Annotated in this window: 16 protein-coding genes; 4 read left to right on the top strand and 12 right to left on the bottom strand. The window is 71.2% G+C overall.

The window, feature by feature from the left end; translation table 11 throughout:
* Positions 1-218 precede the first annotated feature (218 nt).
* From LEL83_RS07320 to LEL83_RS07375, 12 genes are all read right to left on the bottom strand, one after another.
* Positions 219-1,907 carry a phospho-sugar mutase gene (locus LEL83_RS07320; protein WP_225558343.1) on the bottom strand — a complete coding sequence of 563 codons (1,689 nt, stop codon included), beginning with the start codon at positions 1,905-1,907 and terminating at the stop codon, positions 219-221.
* A gap of 113 nt (positions 1,908-2,020) precedes the next feature.
* Positions 2,021-2,848, bottom strand: a complete 828-nt coding sequence (locus LEL83_RS07325; protein WP_198656288.1) for a purine-nucleoside phosphorylase — start codon at positions 2,846-2,848, stop codon at positions 2,021-2,023.
* 53 nt (positions 2,849-2,901) lie between these two features.
* Positions 2,902-3,180, bottom strand: a complete 279-nt coding sequence (locus LEL83_RS07330) for a PTS sugar transporter subunit IIB (RefSeq protein WP_198656289.1) — start codon at positions 3,178-3,180, stop codon at positions 2,902-2,904.
* Positions 3,177-3,623: a PTS sugar transporter subunit IIA gene (locus tag LEL83_RS07335; protein ID WP_198656290.1), complete on the bottom strand. Its 447-nt coding sequence runs from the start codon at positions 3,621-3,623 to the stop codon at positions 3,177-3,179. Before LEL83_RS07335 ends, LEL83_RS07330 begins: the two co-directional genes overlap by 4 nt.
* A gap of 3 nt (positions 3,624-3,626) precedes the next feature.
* Positions 3,627-4,739, bottom strand: coding sequence for an adenosine deaminase (locus tag LEL83_RS07340; protein ID WP_225558314.1), 1,113 nt, complete (start codon positions 4,737-4,739; stop codon positions 3,627-3,629).
* Positions 4,740-5,026: 287 nt separating this feature from the next.
* Entirely contained in the window at positions 5,027-6,322 is a 1,296-nt protein-coding gene (locus tag LEL83_RS07345; RefSeq protein WP_225558315.1) for a thymidine phosphorylase, read from the bottom strand.
* Between the two features lies 1 nt (position 6,323).
* A complete protein-coding gene (locus LEL83_RS07350; protein ID WP_225558344.1) occupies positions 6,324-6,746 on the bottom strand; it encodes a cytidine deaminase in 423 nt (140 codons plus the stop codon).
* 130 nt (positions 6,747-6,876) lie between these two features.
* Complete coding sequence (locus LEL83_RS07355; protein ID WP_225558316.1) at positions 6,877-8,169, bottom strand: ABC transporter permease; 1,293 nt, start codon at positions 8,167-8,169, stop codon at positions 6,877-6,879.
* Positions 8,166-9,521 carry an ABC transporter permease gene (locus LEL83_RS07360; protein ID WP_198656294.1) on the bottom strand — a complete coding sequence of 452 codons (1,356 nt, stop codon included), beginning with the start codon at positions 9,519-9,521 and terminating at the stop codon, positions 8,166-8,168. The genes LEL83_RS07355 and LEL83_RS07360 overlap by 4 nt, the downstream gene beginning before the upstream one ends.
* On the bottom strand, positions 9,518-11,038 hold the full coding sequence (locus LEL83_RS07365; RefSeq protein ID WP_225558317.1) for an ABC transporter ATP-binding protein: 1,521 nt from the start codon (positions 11,036-11,038) through the stop codon (positions 9,518-9,520). Before LEL83_RS07365 ends, LEL83_RS07360 begins: the two co-directional genes overlap by 4 nt.
* Positions 11,039-11,125: 87 nt before the next feature.
* Complete coding sequence (locus LEL83_RS07370; protein WP_198656296.1) at positions 11,126-12,190, bottom strand: BMP family lipoprotein; 1,065 nt, start codon at positions 12,188-12,190, stop codon at positions 11,126-11,128.
* Between the two features lie 200 nt (positions 12,191-12,390).
* Entirely contained in the window at positions 12,391-13,506 is a 1,116-nt protein-coding gene (locus tag LEL83_RS07375) for a mannose-1-phosphate guanylyltransferase (protein ID WP_198656297.1), read from the bottom strand.
* A 226-nt stretch (positions 13,507-13,732) separates the two neighbouring features.
* On the opposite strand from LEL83_RS07375, the gene LEL83_RS07380 reads away from it, so the two are divergent.
* The 4 genes from LEL83_RS07380 to sdhA all read left to right on the top strand — a co-directional run bounded on the left by LEL83_RS07380 (position 13,733) and on the right by sdhA (position 17,809).
* Complete coding sequence (locus LEL83_RS07380; RefSeq protein ID WP_198656298.1) at positions 13,733-14,980, top strand: glycosyltransferase family 4 protein; 1,248 nt, start codon at positions 13,733-13,735, stop codon at positions 14,978-14,980.
* Between the two features lie 78 nt (positions 14,981-15,058).
* The gene (gene sdhC, locus LEL83_RS07385; protein WP_225558318.1) at positions 15,059-15,508 is read left to right on the top strand and encodes a succinate dehydrogenase, cytochrome b556 subunit; all 450 of its coding nucleotides are present in this window, start codon (positions 15,059-15,061) and stop codon (positions 15,506-15,508) included.
* An 11-nt stretch (positions 15,509-15,519) separates the two neighbouring features.
* Positions 15,520-15,966, top strand: coding sequence for a succinate dehydrogenase, hydrophobic membrane anchor protein (sdhD, locus tag LEL83_RS07390; RefSeq protein WP_198656299.1), 447 nt, complete (start codon positions 15,520-15,522; stop codon positions 15,964-15,966).
* Between the two features lie 49 nt (positions 15,967-16,015).
* Positions 16,016-17,809, top strand: a complete 1,794-nt coding sequence (sdhA, locus tag LEL83_RS07395; protein WP_198656300.1) for a succinate dehydrogenase flavoprotein subunit — start codon at positions 16,016-16,018, stop codon at positions 17,807-17,809.
* The last annotated feature ends 1 nt before the right edge of the window (position 17,810 follow it).

Raw genomic sequence — 17,810 nt, forward strand, 5'->3', positions numbered from 1 at the left:
GAGACCGCGCGCGACGGAGCCCCTGTGGAGGGGCCGGCGTCGCACACCTGGGCACAACCAAAGTGCCTCCGAGCCGCGTGTTGTCGCGGTTCGGAGACACTTTGGTTGTGCGAGCGGTTGCAGCGCCGGGGGCGCGGACCAGCGGCGCGAATGAGCGGCGCTGCGCCGGCGGACCGCCGGCGGAGCGCCAGCGGACCGGCGGCCCGCGCAGCGCGCCCCTAGGACACCAGGGGGCGCACGGACTCGGCGAGGGCGTCGACCAGGCGCCGGGCCTCGGTCGGGGTGTCGGCGACGGTGTCGATGTAGACCTTCACCTTGGGCTCGGTGCCGCTCGGCCGCACGATGACCCGGGCGTCACCGGCCAGGTCGTAGCGCAGGATGTCCGAGGGCGGGAAGCCGTCGGCGCCGTCCACGTAGTCGGTCACGTTCTGCACGGTCAACCCACCGAGCGACGTCGGCGGCGTGGAACGCAGTGCCGCCATGACCTCGCCGATGCGCGACAGGTCGTCCACGCGGGTCGCGACCTGGCCCGAAGCGAAGGCCCCGAACTCGGCGGCGAAGGCCTCGAGCTGGCCCGCGATCGACGAGCCCGACGCCGCGAGCTCGTCGGCCAGGGACAGCAGTTCGAGCGCGGCGGAGATGCCGTCCTTGTCGCGGACGACCGTCGGGTCGACCAGGTAGCCGAGTGCTTCCTCGTAGCCGAACAGCAGCCCGGGTACCCGTGAGACCCACTTGAAGCCGGTCAGGGTGTCGCGGTACTCCAGGCCGTGCCGGGCGGCGACACGGGCCAGGGCGGGCGACGAGACGATCGACGCGGCGAGCGTACCGGTCGTCCCCGCGGCGGCGGCCCGTGCGGCGGCACGCCACCCGAGCAGCCAGCCGACCTCGTTGCCGGACAGCCGACGGTAGCCGGGAGCCCCCGCGTCGGCGACGACCGGGATCGCGAGCGCGAGCCGGTCGGCGTCGGGGTCGTTCGCGATCACCAGGTCCGCGCCGACCTCGAGCCCGCGGGCGATCGCCAGGTCCATGGCGCCCGGCTCCTCCGGGTTCGGGAACGACACCGTCGGGAACGCCCCGTCCGGTTCGATCTGCTCCGGCACGACGGCCGGCTCCGCGAAGCCGGCTGCGGCGAAGACCGCGCGTGCCGTCTCCCACCCCACGCCGTGCATGGCCGTGTAGACGACGGTCGGCTGGTCGTCGACCGGGAGGCCCGGGGCCGGCACCGTCGCGGCCGTCGCGGCCACGTACGCCTCGACCAGGTCGGACCCCGCCACCGTGTAGTCCGTCGCGCGGACGAGGTCGTGCACGTCGCCGGCGGCGACGGCGTCGATCGCCGCGGCGATCTCGCCGTCGACCGGCGGCACGATCTGCGATCCGTCGTCGTCCTGGCCGAGGTAGACCTTGTAGCCGTTGTCCCGCGGCGGGTTGTGGCTCGCGGTGACCATGACCCCGGCACCGACGTCGAGGTGCCGGACAGCGAACGCGAGCACGGGCGTCGGCAGGGCCGAGGGCAGCAGCGTGACCTCGAGCCCGAGGCCGCGCATGACCTCGGCGGAGTCCCGCGCGAAGACGTCCGAGTTGACCCGGCCGTCGTAGCCGATCACGACGCTGCGCGCGCGCCCGGTGTCGATGAGGAAGCGGGCCAGCCCGGCGGCTGCCTGCGTCACGACGACGCGGTTCATCCGCTGTGGTCCGGCGCCGAGCTCGGCGCGGAGGCCGGCGGTGCCGAAGGTCAGACGGCCGGAGAAGCGCTCGCGCAACGAGGCGACCGCGTCCGCCGACTCGGCGGACGCGCCCGAGGCGGACGCGCCCGAGGCGGCGGTGACGAGCGCGTCGAGCTCGGCACGGGTCTCGTCGTCGGGATCCTGGGCCGACCAGGACCTGGCGGCGGCGAACAGCGCCTCCAGACCGGCGTCCTGCGCCGTGCCGGCGTCGTACGCTGCGCTGGCGTCCTGCGCAGCGCCGCCGTCGCCCAGGTCGCCGTCCGCGATCGCGCCGTCGGACGCGCCCTCGTGGCGGGTCACAGCGCCGCCACCACGCGGGCCAGCAGGTCCGCGATCACCGGCTCGGCCTGCTTGCCGGCCTCGAGGACCTCGGTGTGCGACAGCGGCGTCGTCTGGATGCCCGCGGCGAGGTTCGTGATGAGCGAGAAGCCGAGCACCTCCATGCCCGCCTGCCGGGCGGCGATCGCCTCGAGCGCGGTGGACATGCCGACGATGTGCCCGCCGATGGTCTTGGCCATCTGGACCTCGGCCGGGGTCTCGTAGTGCGGCCCGCGGAACTGCGTGTAGACGCCCTCGTCGAGCGACGGGTCGACGGACTTCGCCACGGCGCGCAGTCGGGCCGAGTACAGGTCGGTCAGGTCGATGAAGGTCGCGCCCTCGAGCGGGCTGTCCGCCGTCAGGTTGATGTGGTCGCTGATGAGCACGGGGGTGCCGGGCGTCCAGTGCTCCTTGATGCCACCGGCACCGTTCGTCAGGACCATGACCGTCGCGCCGGTCGCCGCGGCGGTGCGGACGCTGTGCACGACACGACGGACGCCGTGGCCCTCGTAGTAGTGCGTGCGGGCGCCGATGACGAGCGCGTGCCGACCGTCGGGCAGCCGGATCGACCGGATCGTGCCGGAGTGCCCGGGCACAGCCGAGGCGCTGAAGCCGGGGACCTGGTCCGCGGGGATCTCGGACACGGTCTCGCCGATGATGTCGGCGGCCTTCCCCCAGCCCGACCCGAGGGTCAGGGCGATGTCGTGCCGGTCGATCCCGGACTTCGACGCGATGACGGCGGCGGCGTCCCGCGCGACCTCGAACGGGTCGGCAGCGGGGTCGTTCAGCGGGTTCTCGGTGCTCATGTCCCCATGCTAGAGCGCACAGCCGACGCACCGTGCGACGCGCGCGACCCGCCTCAGTGCTCGCCGAGCGCCCGGTCGACGGCGGCCGTGATCTCGCCCTGGTCGAAGTGGTTCCGGATGACGATGACCTCGGCGTAGGTGTCCCCGATCGCCTCGACGAACTCCTGACTCGTCAGGATCACGTTCGCGTCGTCGGAGACGTCACGGACCGAGGCGACGTCGGCCGCCACCACCTCTGCCGAGAGCCCGAGGGCGACGAGCGCCTTCTCGGCGTTCACCTTGAGGATCCCGCTCGCGCCGATGCCCGCGCCGCAGATCGTCACGATCTTCACGCGGAGACCCCCGTGATCGCCCGGACCTCGTCCGCCGTGGTCGCCGCCGCGATCCGCCCGGTCACCGTCGCGTCGTCGAACAGGTTCGCGATCTCGCCGATGGACTCCAGGTGCGTGCCGACCTCGGCCACCGCGAGTCCGAGCACCACGCGCACGGGGTCGTTGTGCGGGTGCCCGAACGCCACCGGGGACGCGAGGGTCACGATCGCCAGGCCGTCGCGCAGGACCGCACCGCCGGGCCGGGCGTGCGCGAACGCCAGCCCGGGCGAGATGACGATGTACGGCCCGTGCTCCTCGACCATGCCGATCATGGCGTCGGTGTAGTCGTCGGTGGTGGCGCCGGACGCGACGAGCGCTCCGCCGACCAGCCGCATCGCGTCACGCCACGTGGGCGCGTCCGCTCCGAGGAGGACGGCGGTGTCCGGCAGCGGTGGGAGTGGCATGCGTCAGGCCTCCTGGTACCCGGCCGTGATGGTGGCGATGATCTCCTCGCGGTCCTCGAGCGGCAGGAAGGACCCGAGCGCCGCGTTGATCTGGAACGCTGCCAGGTCGTCGAGGTCGTAGCCGAAGGTGCCGGCGAGCAGCGCGAGCTCCCGCGACAGCGAGGTCCCGCTCATCAAGCGGTTGTCAGTGTTCACCGTGACACGGAACCCGAGCTGGTAGAGCACGTCGAAGGGGTGGTCTGCCAGGTCGTCACCCCACGCGGCGATGGCCCCGGTCTGCAGGTTCGACGACGGCGCGACCTCGAGCGGGATCTCGCGGTCCCGCACCCACGACGCGACCTCGCCCAGGCTGGCGAGGGTCGAGCCGTCACCGGCGTCGGAGAGGGCGACGTCCTCGAAGATGCGCACGCCGTGCCCGAGGCGGAGCGCCCGACCGTCGACCAGCGCGGAGCGGATCGAGGCGAGCCCGTCGGCCTCGCCGGCGTGCACGGTGACGGGGAACAGCTCGGACGCCAGGTACTCGAACGCGGCCCGGTGGTTCGCGGGCGGGAACCCGGCCTCGGCCCCGGCGATGTCGAACCCGACAACCCCGGCATCACGGTGTCGCACGGCGAGCTCCGCGATCTCGAGCGACCGGTCCGCGTGGCGCATCGCCGTGACGAGCTGGCCGACGCGGATGCGCCCACCGGCGGCGTCGACGGCTTCCTCGATGCCGGCCTGCACGGCCTCCACCGCCTGGTCGAGCGTGAGCCCGCCCTGCAGGTGCTGCTCCGGGGCCCAGCGGATCTCGCCGTACACGACGCCGTCGGCGACGAGGTCCTCGACGAACTCCTTCGCGACGCGGTGCAGCTGCGGCGCCGTCTGCATGACCGACGTGGTGACGTCGAACGTCTTCAGGTACTCGACGAGCGACCCGGAGTTCGACTGGTCGGCGAACCACTGGCCGAGCTCCGCCGGGTCGGTGGTCGGGAGCGTCACACCGGCCTCGGCCGCGAGCTCCACGATCGTCGCGGGACGCAGCCCACCGTCCAGGTGGTCGTGCAGCGAGACCTTCGGCAGGTCGTTGATGACCGCTCCGGCGTCGGGCAGGCGGTAGGTCGGGGCGTCGGCGCTCATGCGCACCAGGCTATCGGTGGTCACCGACGACGCGCAGGCACCTGTGCACGACACACCGCGAGGCGGGCGGGAGGCTCCCCCGGCCCGACGACGCGCGTCGGCCCCGCCCGGTGGCGGTACGTGTGCACGTGCGAGCGCCGGCCACGCCAGCTGACGGTCCGCGCCCGCGTACGGGCATCGCGCCCCGGTGTGTCGGGGCGCGATGCCCGTACGGGGGCGCGCAACGCAGACGCGAGCACGAACCACGCAACGCACGAGCAACGCGCGCCCGTGCCCCGCCCCGGACGTCAGCCCGTGATGCGCTCCCGCACGATCGGACCGCGCTCGACCACGGCGTCGGGAGCGCCGATCGCCCAGGCCCCCTCGAGCGAATCGAGCGCCCGGTCGAACCGCGCCGGCTCGTCGGTGTGCAGCGTCCAGAGGGGCTGGCCCTCGGTCACGGTGTCGCCCGGCTTGACGTGCAGCTCGATGCCGGCGCCCGCCTGCACCGGGTCCTGCGCGCGGGCACGACCGGCACCGAGGCGCCAGGCGGACACGCCGAACGGCAGCGCGTCCTGCTGCACGAGCACCCCGGACGACGGCGCGGTGACGACGTGCTGCTCCCGGGCGACCGGCAGTGCGGCGGACGGGTCACCGCCCTGTGCCTCGATCATCCGGCGCCAGGTGTCCATCGCGCGGCCGTCGGCCAGTGCCGCGGCCGGGTCGGCGTCGGGCAGGCCGGCGAGCGTGAGCATCTCGGTCGCCAGCGCCACGGTCAGCGCGACGACGTCGGCGGGCCCGCCGCCCTCGAGGACCGAAACCGACTCCCGTACCTCGAGCGCGTTGCCGATCGTCAGCCCGAGCGGGACCTCCATGTCGGTCAGCAGTGCCGAGGTCGCGACCCCGGCGTCGTTGCCGAGGTCGACCATGGTCTGCGCGAGCTCCCGGGACGCCTCGTAGGTCGGCATGAACGCGCCGGACCCGAACTTCACGTCGAGCACGAGTGCGCCGGTGCCCTCGGCGATCTTCTTCGACATGATGCTCGACGCGATGAGCGGGATGCACTCCACCGTGCCGGTGATGTCGCGCAGGGCGTAGAGCTTCTTGTCCGCGGGGGCCAGGCCGGAACCCGCCGCGCAGATGACCGCGCCGACGTCCTGCAGCACCTGCATCATGCGGTCGTTCGAGATGGACGCCTGCCACCCCGGGATCGACTCGAGCTTGTCGAGCGTGCCGCCGGTGTGGCCGAGACCGCGGCCGGACAGCTGCGGCACGGCGACCCCGAACGAGGCGACCAACGGCGCGAGCGGCAGCGTGATCTTGTCGCCGACCCCGCCGGTGGAGTGCTTGTCGACGGTCGTCTTGCCGAGCGAGCCGAACGACATCCGCTCCCCCGACGCGATCATCGCGAGCGTGAGGTCCTTGATCTCCCGCCGTTCCATCCCGTTCAGGAAGATCGCCATCGCCATCGCCGCCATCTGCGGGTCCTCGACGTACCCGCGCGTGTAGGCGTCGACGAGCCAGTCGACCTCGGCGGTGCTCAGGACTCCGCCGGAGCGCTTGGTGCGGATGAGGTCGACGGTGTCGAACGGCTCGACGGCCATGTCAGTGCTCCTGCTGGTAGGTGGCGAGGGTGCGCGGTCCGAAGGCGTCCGGCAGGACCTCGTCCATGGTGCGGATGCCCGAGACCGTCTCGAGCAGCATGCCCTCGGACGAGTGCTCGAACAGCAGCTGGCGGCAGCGCCCGCACGGCATCAGGGTCGCCCCGTCGCCGTCGACGCACGTGAAGGCCACGAGCTTGCCGCCGCCGGTCATGTGCAGCTGCGACACGAGCGAGCACTCGGCGCAGAGCGTCACGCCGTAGGACGCGTTCTCGACGTTGCAGCCGGAGACGATCCGACCGTCGTCGGTGAGCGCAGCGGCCCCCACCGGGAACGACGAGTACGGCACGTAGGCGTGCCGCATCGCGGCCGTGGCGGCGTCCCGCAGGGCGCTCCAGTCCACGTCGTCGGTCGGGAGGCTCCCCACCGGCACGGCCGGAGCGCCGCCGGTCGCGCCCAGGGCCGTGGCCGGGTCCGTCCAGGCCGTCGCGTCGGTGGTCGCGGGGGTCTCGTCGCCCGCAGCGTGCGTGTCGGTCATGTGCCGTGCCTCCTGGCCGTCAGCTCTTGATGTAGGGCTTGCCGGACGCGGCGGGACCGCGCGACTGACCGACCAGGCCGGCCACGGCGAGGATCGTCACCACGTACGGCAGCATGAGCAGGAACTCGCTCGGCACCGGCGAGTTCGGGATCACGCCGAGCGCGTTCTGCAGGTTCGACGCGAAGCCGAACAGCAGCGCCGCGAGCGTCGCCTTGATCGGGTCCCAGCGGCCGAAGATCACGGCGGCCAGGGCGATGTAGCCCGCGCCGGCGGTCATGTCCTTGGTGAACGGCCCGACCGCGTCGAGCGTGAAGTACGCACCGCCCAGACCGGCGATCGCCCCGGCGAGCGAGACGTTCCAGAACCGCGTGCTCGTGACGTTGATGCCCACCGTGTCGGCGGCCTGCGGGTGCTCGCCGACCGCGCGGAGGCGCAGGCCCCAGCGGGTCTTGAACAGACCGAAGGTGACGACCGCGACGGCCACGTAGGCCAGGTAGACCACGACCGTCTGCTCGAACAGCACCGGTCCGATGATCGGGATCTGGTGCAGCAGCGGGATCTCGAGCCGCGGGAAGCGCACGCCGATGTTCAGCGTCTGCTCGTTCGGTGACAGCACCTGCGAGTACAGGAAGCCGGTCAGGCCGGAGACGAACGCGTTGATGACGACACCGACGATGACCTGGTCGACCAGGTACTTGATGCTGAAGGCCGCGAGGATGAACGACACGAGCACACCCGCGACGAGCGCACCGACCAGGCCGACCCACGGCGACCCGGTGATCGAGGCGATGAGTGCCGAGGTGAACGCCCCGGCGAGGAACTGGCCCTCGATGGCGATGTTCACGACGCCGACGCGCTCCGAGATGACGCCGCCCAGGGCACCGAACACGAGCGGGACGCTCAGGCTCAGCGCGCCGAGGAGCAGACCCGGGATGGCCAGCGACGCACCCGCGGCGGACCACGCGAGGAAGCCGATCACGAACACCACGGCGAAGACCGTCGTGACCCAGAGCGGGACCCGGCGGTACGAGCGGGTCTCGACCACGGCGTAGACCGTCAGCATCGCGAGCAGCACGATGACGACGATGCCGGTGGCCGTCGCCGGCAGCGGGACGTCCGGCAGCGCGAAGAAGTCACCGCCGTTCGCCAGGCGGAACGTGGTCGTCCCGGAACGCGGCAGCAGGCCGAACAGGACGATCGCGACGAGCGTGAAGACGCCGTACCCGATCGCGAGCTTCCAGCTGCGGGTGGTCTCGACCGGACGGCCGGCGAGCGGCGACGCGGGGGCCGCGGTGGGGCTGAGGGTGCTCATGCTGCGACCGCCTTCTTGCTGTTCTTGCTCGTCTTCGCGCGACCGCGGGCACCCGGCTGCGGGATCCGGAAGATCGCGCGGACGAGCGGCGGCGCCGCGATGAAGAGGACGATGAGGGCCTGGATCACGCCGACGATGTCGATCGGGATGCCGTTGGCGGCCTGCATGGCGTAGCCGCCGTTCTTCAGCACGCCGAACAGGATCGCCGCCCAGAACACGCCGAACGGCTTCGACCGGCCGAGGAGCGCGACCGTGATCGCGTCGAAGCCGATGCCGGCGTCGATGCCCGACGTGAAGCCGGAGGTCACCGCGCCCTGCACCTGGTACGCCCCGGCGATGCCGACGAGCGCACCGGAGATGACGAGCACCCAGATGGTCAGGGACGGCACGCTCATGCCGGCGACGCGGGCCGCGCGGGGGTTCTCGCCGATGGTGCGGAACCGGAAGCCGAGCGACGACTTGTTGACGAGCCACCACACCACGACGACGGCGATGATCGCCACGACGAAGCCGAGGTCGACGCCGTACCGCGGGCCGAACAGCGCCGGGAGCAGGGCGCTGTCCTTCGTCGCCGGCGAGATCGGGTTGCTGCTGCCCGGGGCCTGCAGCAGGCCGGGGGTGCGGAGCAGGTAGCTCACCAGGTACAGCGCGATGTAGTTGAGCATGATCGTGACGATCACCTCGTGCGCACCGGTGCGGGCCTTGAGCACGCCGACGATGCCGCCCCAGACCGCGCCGCCGACGATGCCGGCGACGATGGTCAGGGGGATGTGGACCGCGGCGGGCAGGTCGAACGAGAACCCGACCCACCCGGCGGCCGCGGCGCCGATCAGGATCTGTCCCTGACCGCCGATGTTGAACAGGCCGGCGCGGAACGCGAGCGCGACGCCGAGGCCGGCCGCGACGAGCGGGACCGCGTAGTCGACCGAACGCGTGAGCGGGGCGATCGCCTGCTGGAACGAGTCGGCGCCGAAGTTGACGACCGAGCCCTGGAACAGCGAGGAGTACGCGCCGCCGACCGCGGTGCCGACGGCCTGCAGCATGTCCGTCGGTCGGGCGAAGAAGTACCCGGCCGTGGTGCGGACGGTCTCGTCCGTCAGGGCGATGAGCACGCCGCACGCCACGAGGGCGAGCACGACGGCGAGGACGGTGACGAGCACCGAGCCGTTCAGCACGCTGTGCAGGGCCGCCTGCCAACGGTCGCTGCCGTCGGCGCCGTCGCGACGCTCGGAGTCGTCGGCCGAGTCGGTCATCAGGTGCGGGGTGGACTCGACCTCCTGCAGGCGGTCGTCGGTGACGGGCGCCTCGGGGGTCGCGGGCTGCTGCGCGTCGTCTGGCCGTGGGGTGGTCACGCTGCCAGCTCCGTTCCTTCTGGGACCTCCCCGGCCATCATGAGGCCGAGGACGTCGCGGGGGGTGGTCGCGGGGACGATGCCGACGATGCCGCCGCGGTACATCACCGCGATGCGGTCGGCCAGCGCCACGACCTCGTCGAGCTCGGTGGAGACGACGATGACGGGCACACCGGTGTCGCGGGTGGCGACGATGCGCTTGTGCACGAACTCGATCGAGCCGACGTCGATGCCACGCGTGGGCTGGGCGGCGACGAAGAGCCGCAGGTCACGGCTCAGCTCGCGGGCGAGCACGATCTTCTGCTGGTTGCCGCCGGACAGCCGACCGGCAGCGGTCGTGCGGGCCGGCGTGCGGATGTCGAACTCGGCGATCTTCTCGTCGGCGAAGGCGTCGCGCTCGGCCGACCGGATCGTGCCGGCGCGGACGAACTCGGCGTGGTCGGCGCGGTCGAGCATGAGGTTCTCGGCGATCGTGAACTCGCCGACCAGGCCGTCCTCCTTGCGGTCCTCGGGCACGAACCCGACGCCGGCGTCGAGCACCTGCTTGACGCTGCGACCGGTGAGCTCCTTGCCGTCGAGCGTGATCCGCCCGGCGTGTGCGGGTTCGAGGCCGATGATCGCCTCGGTGAGCTCGGTCTGGCCGTTGCCCTGCACCCCGGCGATCGCGAGCACCTCGCCACGGCGCACCGTGAACGAGACGTCGTCGACGAGCACGATGCCGGACGGGTCGGTCACCGTCAGGTTCTCGACGACCAGGGCGTCCGCCCCGCCCGTCGACGGCTCCTTGTCGACCACCAGGGACACCGCACGGCCGACCATGAGCGCGGCGAGCTCGTTGTTCGTCGCGGTCGGTGCGGCCTCGCCGACGACCTTGCCCAGGCGGATGACCGTGATGCGGTCGGCGACCTCGCGGACCTCGCGCAGCTTGTGGGTGATGAAGACGATCGCGGTGCCGGCCTCGCGGAGCTGGCGCATGATGCCCATCAGCTCGTCGGTCTCCTGCGGCGTGAGGACGGCCGTCGGCTCGTCGAACACCAGCACGGAGGCGTCACGGGACAGCGCCTTGATGATCTCGACGCGCTGCTGCACGCCGACGGGCAGGTCCTCGACCTTGGCGTCGGGGTCGACGTCGAACCCGAAGCGGTCGGAGATCTCCTGCACGCGGCGGCGGGCGCCGGCGAGGTCGAGGCGACCGCCGAAGGTGGTCTGCTCCTGGCCGAGCATGACGTTCTCGGCCACCGTGAACACGGGCACGAGCATGAAGTGCTGGTGCACCATGCCGATCCCGGCGCGCATGGCGTCACCGGGGCCGCCGAAGTCCTGCACCACGTCGTCGAGGAGGATCTCGCCCTCGTCGGCCTCGTACAGGCCGTACAGGACGTTCATCAGGGTGGACTTGCCGGCACCGTTCTCGCCCAGCAGGCAGTGGACCTCACCCGGCTCGACGGTGAGCGAGATGTGGTCGTTGGCCACGAGGGCGCCGAACCGCTTGGTGATGCCGCGGAGTTCGAGCTTCATGTCGGGAGTCTATTTCTGTCTCGCGTGCGCCACGCGGGCACACGAGAACGCGGGCGAGGGATTCCTCCCCCGCCCGCGTCCAACGGGTTAGGACTGCGTCTTGACCTTGATCGAGCCGTCGATGATGCCGGCCTTCACGTCGTCGAGCTCGCCCTGCAGGCCCTTGTCGACCTTGGACTCGAAGTCGTGGAACGGGGCGATGCCGACGCCGTCGTTCTCGAGGGTGCCCACGTACGGGTCCTTCGAGAACTTGTCGTCAGCCGCCTGCTCGACGACGTCCTTCACGGCCGGGCGCATGCCCTTCTCGACCGAGGTGAAGGCGATGTCCTTGTAGCGGGGGTCGGCCTCGTAGAGGTCGCTGTCCGCACCGATCAGCACGGAGCCGTTGTCGGCGTCCTTGATGGCCTCGGCAGCGGACTGGTAGATCGGACCACCGACGGGCAGGATGACGTCGGCGTCCTGGTCGAGGAGCGTCTGCGCAACCGACTTGGCCTGCGTGCCGGCCTCGAAGCCACCGGTGAAGGAACCCTTGCCGGTGTCGACGTTCCAGCCGACGACCTTGACGTCCTCGTCCTTCTGCTCGTTGTAGTACTTCACACCGTCCGCGAAGCCGTCCATGAAGATGGTGACGGTCGGGATCTGCATGCCACCGAAGGTGCCGACGACGCCGGTCTTCGAGTAGGACGCCGCCGCGTAGCCGGCGAGGAACGCCGCCTGCGAGGTGTCGAACGTGATCGGCTTGACGTTGTCCGCGTCGATCGAGTTGTCGTCGATGATCGCGAAGTTCGTGTCGGGGTTCGCCGCGGCCTGCTTCTTCGTGGCGTCGGCCAGGTTGAAGCCGACGGTCACGACGAGGTTGCAGTTCTGGCTGATGAGCTGCTCGATGTTGGCGTCGTAGACGGTCGCGTCCTTCGACTCGGCCTCCTTGACGGTCGCGCCGATCTCCTCGGCGGCGTCCTTCATGCCCTCGTAGCCGAGCTGGTTGAACGACTTGTCGTCGAAGCCTCCGGCGTCGGAGACCATGCAGGGCTGGAAGTCGGTCTTCTTGGCGGTCGTCGACTCGGAAGGCGCCGATGCGCATCCAGCGAGGACGGCGACGGTGCCGGCGAGCGCGAGGCCGCTGAGGACGACCTGTCGGGTACGAGATGTCACGGGTGTGTTCCTCCGGGGAGCGGTGCCCGGACCACGTGCGTTCCGGGCGATCGTGGCGACAGTACACGACCGTCGAGCCGGTACAGGACCCGTTGCGGGGGTCCCGGACATCGGTTACGGGATCGCGACCCCGCCGAAACGCGCCCGTAACGCGGGGTCACCCACGGACCCCCCAGTTCGAGGGGGGTGTCGATGGAGCGCTACAGGACGTCGCCGCGGCCGCTGATCTTCAGTGCGTCCACCACACCCTTGACCCGCTGCGCGTTCGCGCTGGTGGTCACGAGCAGGGCGTCCGGGGTGTCGACGACCACGATGTCCTCGACGCCGATGAGCGAGATGAGGCGCTGGCTGTGCGACACCACGATGCCGCTCGACGAGTCGGCGAGGATGCGGGCACCGTCCCCCAGCACGGCGAGGTTGTTCGGCCGACCGCCGGACTGCAGCTTGGCGAGCGAGGCGAAGTCGCCGACGTCGTCCCAGTCGAAGTCACCCGGGACGACCGCCATGCGACCGGCCGCCGCCGCGGGTTCCGCGACGGTGTAGTCGATCGCGATCTTCTCGAGCCCGGGCCAGACGGCGTCGACGACGGCGCCACGGGCCGAGGTGTCCCAGGCGTCCGCCAGTTCCTCGATGCCGGCGAGCAGCTCCGGCTTGGTCCGACCGATCTCGGCGAGCAGCACGTCGGCGCGGGCGATGAACATGCCCGCGTTCCACAGGTAGGTGCCCTGCTCGACGTAGGACCGGGCGGTGTCCAGGTCGGGCTTCTCGACGAAGGAGCGGACGGCGTGCGCGGTCGGTGCGCCCTCGATGCCGAGCGTGTCGCCGTGCGCGTGGATGTAGCCGAAGCCGATGGCCGGCTCGGTCGGCGTGATGCCGATGGTGGTGACGTAGCCGGCCCGGGCGGCGGCGACCGCCTCGCGCACCGACCGACGGAAGCCCCTGGCGTCGCCGATGACGTGGTCGGCGGCGAACGACCCGATCACGACGTCGGGTTCGCGCCGCACGAGGATCGCCGCGGCGAGGCCGATGGCGGCGGTGGAGTCCTTCGGCTCGCTCTCGAGCACGACGTTGTGGTCCTCGACGCCGGGCAGCTGCGACTCGACGGCCACCCGGTGCGCGCGTCCGGTCACGACCATGATGCGTTGGTCGCCGGCGAGCGGCGCGAGGCGGTCCCACGTCTGCCGCAGCAGCGAGGTGCCGGAGCCGGTCAGGTCGTGCAGGAACTTGGGTGCGTCGGCGCGCGACAACGGCCACAGTCGCGATCCGATGCCCCCGGCGGGGATGATCGCGTAGAAGTCCTCGAGTGCGTCTGCCACGTGCTCACCGTACCGGTGCTGCCGGGCGGCACCTGGGTGCTTCCCGCACGCTTCCCGCACGTGCGGTGCGGGAGCCCGCACACGTGCGCCGCGACCCGCCCGCCGGGCGCGGACCGTGCCTCCAGTGCGCCCACCGACCGCCTGCCCGTCCGCCGCCCGCTTGTTCACCGCCTGCGTGCTCGGCGTTCACGTCGGCGGCCCCACGACGACACACCGTGCGCGGAACATGGCCATCGCCATGAACGCACGCAGCGTGGAGCGCGGCACGTCCCCCCGGACCGTCGCCGTCGTGACCGAGAGCTTCCTGCCCACCCTCAACGGCGTGACCACCAGCGTCCTGGCGGTCCTCGACCACCTGGAACGACGTGGTCACCGCGCGGTCGTCATCGCGCCGGACACCCCCGGACTCGCGCAGTTCCGGTCCCGCAGCGCCGTCGAGCGCTACCGCTCCTTCGACGTCCACCGCGTCCCCGCGGTCGCGTACCGGCAGTTCCCGGTGGCGCTCCCCCACCCGGTGCTCGACACGATCCTCGCCGCCTCCGGCGCCGACGTGCTGCACGCGGCGAGTCCGTTCCTGCTGGGTGGGCGCGCCATCACGGCGGCCGGGAGGCTCGGCATCCCCTCCGTCGCCGTCTTCCAGACCGACGTGGCCGGGTTCGCCCGCCGCAACGGTCTGACCGCGACCGTCCCGTTGGTGCGGAAGATCCTCGGTCGCATCCACGCCGGCGCCTCGCTGACGCTCGCGCCGTCGAGCGCGACCGCCGCGATGCTCGCCGAGGACGGCGTGCCCCGCGTCGCCCGCTGGGGCCGCGGGGTCGACACCGAACTGTTCCACCCCGCACGCCGCACGTCCGGGCACGTCCGGGCGCTCCGTCGCCGTCTCGCCCCGAACGGCGAGACCATCGTCGGCTACGTCGGCCGCCTGGCACCGGAGAAGGAGGTCGAGCGGCTGGCCGGACTCGGCGGCATCCCGGGCATCCGCGTGGTGGTCGCCGGCGGTGGACCGTCGCGGGCGGTGCTCGAACGCCGCCTCCGGCACCTCGACGTGACGTTCACCGGTCCGCTGCGCGGTGCCGCGCTGGCCGACGCGTACGCGGCGCTCGACGTCTTCGTGCACACCGGTCCCGCCGAGACCTTCGGACAGACGCTGCAGGAGGCGCACGCCTCGGGGCTCCCGGTCGTCGCCCCGGCGTCCGGTGGTCCGCTCGACCTCGTCGCGCCCGGACTCGACGGCGAGCTCTACGACGCCGACGAGCCGCAGGGGTTGCGGCAGGCGGTCCTGCGGCTGCACCACGACCGCGGCCTCGCCGAGCGCATGGGGTCCGCGGGTCGACTGCGCGTCGAGGACACCACCTGGGAGGCCGTCGGCGACCAGCTCCTGGCGCACCACGACACGGCACGGACCATCGGCGCGCCGCCCGTCGGACGGGGCCTGCGGACCGGTCGGGACGAGAAGGTCAGCGCCCGCGCATAGGATGGGTCGTGTTCCACACGAACACGAACGGCAAGGGCTCGCCGATCGGGCGAGCCCGTCCTATGGAAGGACGAGCTCATGGCTGAGCACTCCGGCGGTGGCACGGCGACCGCGGTGCCCGACGTCTCGATCGAAGCCCCGCGGGCTTCTCGGACGCCGCAGGGCACGCTGTACCGCGGTTCCACGGGCATGTGGTCCTGGGTCCTGCACCGGATCACCGGTGTCGCGATCTACTTCTTCCTGCTCGTGCACATCCTCGACACCGCGCTGGTGCGCGTGTCCCCCGAGGCGTACAACGCGGTGATCGGCACCTACAAGACCCCGATCATGAACCTCGGCGAGATCGCCCTCGTCATGGCGATCGTGTTCCACGCGCTGAACGGACTGCGGATCATCCTGGTCGACTTCTGGTCGAAGGGACCCAAGTACCAGCGCGCCATGTTCTGGATCGTGATGGTCGTGTGGGCGATCCTCATCGCGGGCTTCCTCCCGCGCCAGCTCATGAACCTCGTCGCGGACTTCAACTGAGGGGCACGAAGATGACCACACAGATCGTCGAACCTCCTCGCTCGGCAGCAGCAGCCCGACGCACCACCAACTGGGAGAAGTGGGGCTGGATCTACATGCGCGCCTCGGGCGTCCTGCTCGTCGTGCTGATCTTCGGCCACCTCTTCGTCAACATGGTGGCGGGCGAGGGCGTCAAGCAGATCGACTTCGCCTTCGTCGCCGGCAAGTGGGCCGACCCGTTCTGGAAGGTCTGGGACTCGCTCATGCTGGTCCTCGCCCTGATCCACGGGTCGAACGGCATGCGCACGATCGTCAACGACTACGTGTCGAAGCCGGGCGTCCGCAAGACCCTGCTCGGCGCGATCCTCGCCGCGTGCACCGTGCTGATCGTCCTCGGACTGCTCGTCTGCTGGACCTTCGACCCGTGCCCCGCCGGCGCAGCCGCTGCAGACCTGCCGTCCTTCTGCCCGGCGCAGTAGCACCACCACCGCTGCTGACCGCCCGCCCACCGTCTACGGAAAGACCCCTGTGACCGAGACCACCGTGCACCACCACCAGTTCGACATCGTCATCATCGGCGCCGGAGGCGCGGGCATGCGTGCCGCGATCGAAGCCGGCCCGAAGGCGAAGACCGCCGTCATCTCGAAGCTCTACCCCACGCGCTCCCACACGGGTGCCGCGCAGGGCGGGATGGCCGCGGCCCTCGCGAACGTCGAAGAGGACTCGTGGGAGTGGCACACCTTCGACACGATCAAGGGCGGCGACTACCTGGTTGACCAGGACGCCGCCGAGATCCTGGCGAAGGAGGCGATCGACGCCGTCATCGACCTCGAGAACATGGGCCTGCCGTTCAACCGCACGCCCGAGGGCAAGATCGACCAGCGGCGCTTCGGCGGCCACACCCGCGACCACGGCAAGTCGCCGGTGCGTCGTGCCTGCTATGCCGCCGACCGCACCGGCCACATGATCCTGCAGACGCTGTTCCAGAACTGCGTCAAGCTCGGCGTCGAGTTCTACAACGAGTTCTACGCGCTCGACCTCATCATGGTCGACGTCGTGGGCGAGGACGGCGTGACCCGGAAGCAGCCGGCCGGCGTCGTCGCCTTCGAGCTGGCCACCGGTGAGCTGCACGTCTTCCACGCCAAGGCGATGATCTTCGCCACCGGCGGCTTCGGCAAGATGTACAAGACCACGTCGAACGCCCACACCCTGACCGGGGACGGCGTCGGCATCGTCTGGCGCACGGGTCTGCCGCTCGAGGACATGGAGTTCTTCCAGTTCCACCCGACCGGGCTCGCCGGACTGGGCATCCTGCTCACCGAGGGTGCCCGCGGTGAGGGCGCGATCCTGCGCAACGCCTCGGGTGAGCGGTTCATGGAGCGCTACGCGCCCACCATCAAGGACCTCGCGCCCCGCGACATCGTCGCCCGGTGCATGGTGCAGGAGGTCGCGGAGGGCCGCGGCGCCGGTCCGAACAAGGACTACGTGCTGCTCGACTGCACGCACCTGGGTGCCGAGGTGCTCGAGACGAAGCTGCCGGACATCACCGAGTTCGCGCGCACCTACCTCGGTGTGGACCCCGTCGTCGAGCCCGTGCCGGTCATGCCGACCGCCCACTACGCGATGGGCGGCATCCCGACCAACACCGACGCACAGGTGCTCTACGACAACACCACCGTCGTGCCCGGCCTGTACGCCGCCGGCGAGTGCGCCTGCGTGTCCGTGCACGGTTCGAACCGCCTCGGCACGAACTCGCTGCTCGACATCAACGTCTTCGGCAAGCGGTCCGGCAACAACGCGGCCGAGTGGGTCAAGACCGCGGAGTTCCTCCCCCTGCCCGAGGACCCGGCAGCGAACGTGCGCGGCATGCTCGACCAGCTCCGCGCCTCCACCGGCACCGAGCGCGTCGCCGCCCTGCGCAAGGAGCTGCAGGACGAGATGGACCGCAACGCGCAGGTGTTCCGCACCGACGAGTCGCTCGCCCGTGTCACCGAGACCATCCACACGCTCCGCAACCGCTTCATGCAGGTCTCGGTGCAGGACAAGGGCAAGCGCTTCAACACCGACCTGCTCGAGGCGGTCGAGCTCGGGTTCCTGCTCGACCTCGCCGAGGTCGTGGTCTACTCCGCGCGCAACCGCAAGGAGAGCCGCGGCGGGCACATGCGCGACGACTACCCGAAGCGCGACGACGAGAACTACATGCAGCACACCATGGCGTACCTGACGGGTGACCCGCACTCGTCGCTCGCCGACGACCACATCACGCTCGACTGGAAGCCCGTCGTCGTGACGCGCTACGAGCCGATGGAGAGGAAGTACTGAG

Origin of the sequence: Curtobacterium oceanosedimentum (assembly GCF_020297365.1) — a bacterium.
GTDB lineage: Bacteria > Actinomycetota > Actinomycetes > Actinomycetales > Microbacteriaceae > Curtobacterium.

Bases quoted from the DNA above. Each gene is read 5' to 3' on its own strand.
- LEL83_RS07355 (WP_225558316.1), bottom strand. From the start codon at position 8,169: ATGAGCACCCTCAGCCCCACCGCGGCCCCCGCGTCGCCGCTCGCCGGC.
- LEL83_RS07325 (WP_198656288.1), bottom strand. From the start codon at position 2,848: ATGAGCACCGAGAACCCGCTGAACGACCCCGCTGCCGACCCGTTCGAG.
- sdhD (WP_198656299.1), top strand. From the start codon at position 15,520: ATGACCACACAGATCGTCGAACCTCCTCGCTCGGCAGCAGCAGCCCGA.
- LEL83_RS07380 (WP_198656298.1), top strand. From the start codon at position 13,733: ATGGCCATCGCCATGAACGCACGCAGCGTGGAGCGCGGCACGTCCCCC.
- LEL83_RS07340 (WP_225558314.1), bottom strand. From the start codon at position 4,739: ATGAGCGCCGACGCCCCGACCTACCGCCTGCCCGACGCCGGAGCGGTC.
- LEL83_RS07335 (WP_198656290.1), bottom strand. From the start codon at position 3,623: ATGCCACTCCCACCGCTGCCGGACACCGCCGTCCTCCTCGGAGCGGAC.
- LEL83_RS07365 (WP_225558317.1), bottom strand. From the start codon at position 11,038: ATGAAGCTCGAACTCCGCGGCATCACCAAGCGGTTCGGCGCCCTCGTG.
- sdhC (WP_225558318.1), top strand. From the start codon at position 15,059: ATGGCTGAGCACTCCGGCGGTGGCACGGCGACCGCGGTGCCCGACGTC.
- LEL83_RS07345 (WP_225558315.1), bottom strand. From the start codon at position 6,322: ATGGCCGTCGAGCCGTTCGACACCGTCGACCTCATCCGCACCAAGCGC.